Raw genomic sequence first — 4,138 nt, forward strand, 5'->3', positions numbered from 1 at the left:
GAAGAAAAGTATATATCATAGGGAGATACCCGATGAATGATAAAGGAACAGATACCGTAACAATTGAAGACATTATCGAGCTGGCACGGAAAACGCAGCCCGAAGCAGATCTCGATGTAATATACAGCGCTTATGAGCTTGCACGTAAAGCCCATGAGGGGCAGAAGCGCGCTTCGGGGGAGGAGTATATTATCCATCCGCTGAACGTTGCCAAGATTCTCTGCGATATGCACCTGGACGAGGCGACTATAAGCGCGGCGCTTCTTCATGATGTCGTTGAAGATACGACATACACTATTGAGGAAATGCAGGAGCAGTTCGGCGATGAGATTGCTATGCTCATCGACGGCGTTACAAAGTTAGGTAAAATCGAATATAAGTCAAAAGAAGAGCAGCAGCTTGAGAATTATCGCAAGCTGTTTTTAGCCATGGCTAAAGATATCCGCGTTATTCTCATAAAGCTGGCTGACCGTCTGCATAATATGCGAACGCTGAAATATATGCGCGAGGACAAGCAGAAGCGCATTGCGAAGGAAACAATAGAGATATACGCGCCGCTTGCTAACCGTCTCGGTATTTCAAGCATAAAATGGGAGCTTGAAGACCTTTGTCTTCGCTACCTTGAGCCGGAAATATACTATGACCTCGTTGAGAGCGTGAAGCAGAAACGGCGCGAGCGTCAGGAGTTTATTGACGCGGCTATTGAGCAGCTTACGCAGAAATTTGCGGAAAGCGGCATCAAGGCTGAGATACGTGGCAGAGCAAAGCATTTTTACAGCATCTATAAAAAGATGAAGCGCGACAACAAGGACATCAGTGAGATATATGATTTATCCGCTGTCCGTGTGCTTGTTGATTCCGTGCGCGACTGCTACGCGGTCCTTGGTGTTATTCATGCTATGTGGAAGCCTATGCCGGGGCGTTTCAAGGATTATATAGCTATGCCGAAATCTAACGGCTATCAGTCCCTGCATACGACTGTTATGACACGGGGCTATCCGCTGGAGATTCAGATTCGCACATTCAATATGCATAAGGTATCTGAATACGGTGTCGCTGCGCACTGGAAATATAAGGAAGCCGGAAAGAGCATAGGAGCTACAAATACATACGACCAAAAGCTGTCGTGGCTCCGTCAGATGGTGAATTTGCAGCAGGAGCTCAGCGATCCGAGAGAATATGTAGAAGCGTTAAAAGTAGATGTCTTCTCTGATGAGGTATTTGTTTTCACTCCGAAGGGTGACGTTATTGACCTTCCGAAGGGCTCTATTCCTCTTGATTTCGCTTATCGTATTCATACGGAGGTCGGACATCACTGTGTAGGCGCAAAGGTCAACGGAAAGCTCGTACCTCTGGAACATAAGCTGAAAAACGGCGATATAGTATCTATTATCACCAATAAAGCCAACAACGGGCCAAGCCCCGACTGGCTGAATATTGTCGCGTCGTCTGAAACGAGGAATAAGATTCGCTCCTGGTTCAAGAAGGCAAAACGTGAAGAGAATATTGAACGCGGCATGGGCATGCTCGAAAAGGAAGCAAAACGCCTTGGTTATGAACCGAAGCAGCTCTTGAAGGCGGGCAGGCTTCTTGAGGTTGCGAAAAAGCTGAACATAGCACAGGAGGACGACCTTCTGGCAGCATTGGGTTACGGCGGAATTACAATGAACGGTATTTTGTCGAAGCTCATCGAGCTGCACAAAAAAGAACTCAAAGAAGCTGCAGGGCCTGATATTTCAAAGCTTCTCAGTGAACTGAAGCCGACTCACGGCAAAATGAAAAAATCCAGCCACGGCATTCTTGTCGAGGGCGAGGCGGGGCTTCTGGTGCGTCTTGCGCGCTGCTGCAACCCGATTCCGGGCGACCCGATTGTGGGTTATATTACCCGCGGACGCGGTGTATCGGTGCATCGGGCAGACTGTCCGAACGTGCTTGGAGACATAGGGGATTTCTCCCGTCTTATCGAGGTTGACTGGGATATCGGACTGGATAAGGTCTACACGGTACAGATTACTATTGTGGCAAACGACAAGAGCGGCGTGCTGACGACACTTTTGGCGGTACCTTCGGAAATGAAGGTAAATATCAGCTCCATCAATGCTAAGCCGAACAGAAGGAACAAGACTTCGACAATATTGATGGGACTGGACGTAAAGAACGCGCAGCAGATTCAGCAGATTATGACAAAGCTGCGTCGTTTGAAGGACGTTTTCAGCGTCACCAGAGCACTTTCAACAAGCATAAAGGAGTGCAATATTGATGAAAGTTGATTACTTTGTAGTAGGGCCTGTTGAGGTAAACTGCTATGTTATCTATGATGACAACCGTATCGGTGCGGTTATTGACCCCGGCGGAAACCCGGAACGTATCCTGGAACATATCAAAAAAGAAAAGCTGGATATCCGTTATGTACTGAATACCCACGGCCACGGGGACCACATCGGAGCTGATGATGCAATAAGAGATGCTACGGGAGCACCCCTTTATATCCATGAAGCTGATGCAGGAATGCTGGCGGACCCGAGAGAAAATCTTTCTGCTTTTATGGGGTATCACGCGCTGGCAAGACCTGCAGATAAGCTTTTGCACGGTGGAGAGACTATTACCTTCGGGGATATTACGTTAAAGGTCGTATGCACGCCGGGGCATTCTCCGGGAGGAGTCTGCTTTGTAGGGGACGGAATTGTTTTCAGCGGTGATGCTCTTTTTGCGGAATCAATCGGAAGAACGGATTTTCCGGGCGGTTCTCTGCAGGAGCTCGTAAGCTCAATTAAAAAAGAACTTTTTTCGCTGCCTGATGAAACAGAGGTTTATCCGGGGCATGGTCCGAAAACAACAATTGGTTGGGAAAAAATGTACAATCCTTACATGCAGTGGTAAAATGTAAACGGTTATATATTTAACGATGGTTCGATATGTGTTATCATTGAAATATACTATAGGGAAAGAGAGTGAATATCATGAGTGCTTTGCTTACTGCCCTTCGGGAACGTGGATGCGATATTGACAGCGCAATGGTACGTTTTTTGAACAACGAAGAGTTTTATGCGAAATTGTATAAGAAATTCGTTGCTGATCCGGCTTTTGAAGGATTGGGAGAAGCATTGGACGGAAAAGATGCTGATCTGGCGTTCCGTCATGCCCATACACTTAAAGGTCTTACGGCTAACATGGGACTTACACCGCTGTATGACCTTGTTGTTAAAATTGTTGAACCTCTTCGTGCCGGAAATTGTGATGAAGAGCTGAAGGTAATTTATAAAGAGCTTATGAATCAGATGACGGCTTACAGGATTTTGGCAACCCGAGATGGGGAGTGAGGCTGCCAATGACTGAAAAAGAGATGCAGGAGATTTCTTTGGAAGAAAGTCATGAGCATACGCATGGGCATACTCATTCGCATGACCACGCTCACGGCCATAATCATGAGCATAGCCATGAACACAGCCATGAGCATAGCCACGAACACGGTCATGTTCATTCCCATGAACATACAAAGGCTGTGCTGAACCGCATGGCGCGTCTGATAGGACATATGCAGTCAATTCGCCGTATGGTTGAGGACGGGCGTGACTGCAGCGATGTACTGATTCAGATTTCCGCGGTAAATGCGGCATTGCGCAATGTGGGAAAAATTATATTAAAGGACCACATGGAGCATTGTATAGTCGATGCGGTGCATGATAACAATCAGGAAGCAATAGATCGTTTCGAAAAAGCACTGGATCAGTTTGTCAAATGATGAACGGAAGGAAGCGATAGATATGCGTAAAGAGACATACCCTGATTTGAATTATACAAAAGGGCTTGAGCGTTTTATGCATAAGGAAGATATGTATAAGACTTTTTTACAGCAGTTTCTATATGATTGTTCCTTTGAAGAGTTTTGTTCCGGAGTTGCAATGGGCGATATGGGCATGGCTGATAAAGCGCTGCAGACATTGCGTGGAACTTCGGCGAATTTGAGCTTTGAGAAGCTTTATCACGCAACAGGCGCAGCGGCCCAGGCGATTCGTGACGGGTATGGCGAGGCCGAGATGCAGGACATAATTGAAGAAGTAAAAGAGGCATATATGTCTGCATGCAATGCGGCTAAGGCCCATATTGGTTTAAAGTAAATAGAAACGGCTCTTCTGGA

Annotated in this window: 5 protein-coding genes; all 5 read left to right on the top strand. The window is 46.6% G+C overall.

Features of this window, described 5'->3' with window-relative positions:
• Nucleotides 1–32 precede the first annotated feature (32 nt).
• The gene (locus ACY69O_RS08505) at nt 33–2,270 is read left to right on the top strand and encodes a RelA/SpoT family protein (RefSeq protein ID WP_462333039.1); all 2,238 of its coding nucleotides are present in this window, start codon (nt 33–35) and stop codon (nt 2,268–2,270) included.
• On the top strand, nt 2,260–2,880 hold the full coding sequence (locus ACY69O_RS08510; RefSeq protein ID WP_462333040.1) for an MBL fold metallo-hydrolase: 621 nt from the start codon (nt 2,260–2,262) through the stop codon (nt 2,878–2,880). Before ACY69O_RS08505 ends, ACY69O_RS08510 begins: the two co-directional genes overlap by 11 nt.
• An 80-nt stretch (nt 2,881–2,960) precedes the next feature.
• Nucleotides 2,961–3,320, top strand: a complete 360-nt coding sequence (locus ACY69O_RS08515; protein WP_462333041.1) for an Hpt domain-containing protein — start codon at nt 2,961–2,963, stop codon at nt 3,318–3,320.
• 8 nt (nt 3,321–3,328) lie between these two features.
• Nucleotides 3,329–3,742, top strand: coding sequence for a metal-sensing transcriptional repressor (locus tag ACY69O_RS08520; protein WP_462333042.1), 414 nt, complete (start codon nt 3,329–3,331; stop codon nt 3,740–3,742).
• Nucleotides 3,732–4,118: a histidine kinase gene (locus tag ACY69O_RS08525; RefSeq protein WP_462333043.1), complete on the top strand. Its 387-nt coding sequence runs from the start codon at nt 3,732–3,734 to the stop codon at nt 4,116–4,118. Before ACY69O_RS08520 ends, ACY69O_RS08525 begins: the two co-directional genes overlap by 11 nt.
• Nucleotides 4,119–4,138: the final 20 nt, after the last annotated feature.

Source organism: Schwartzia sp. (in: firmicutes), from assembly GCF_978017985.1.

What these genes read in the sequence shown, in the direction of transcription:
- ACY69O_RS08505 (WP_462333039.1), top strand. Translation starts at nt 33, where the DNA reads ATGAATGATAAAGGAACAGATACCGTAACAATTGAAGACATTATCGAG.
- ACY69O_RS08510 (WP_462333040.1), top strand. Translation starts at nt 2,260, where the DNA reads ATGAAAGTTGATTACTTTGTAGTAGGGCCTGTTGAGGTAAACTGCTAT.
- ACY69O_RS08515 (WP_462333041.1), top strand. Translation starts at nt 2,961, where the DNA reads ATGAGTGCTTTGCTTACTGCCCTTCGGGAACGTGGATGCGATATTGAC.
- ACY69O_RS08520 (WP_462333042.1), top strand. Translation starts at nt 3,329, where the DNA reads ATGACTGAAAAAGAGATGCAGGAGATTTCTTTGGAAGAAAGTCATGAG.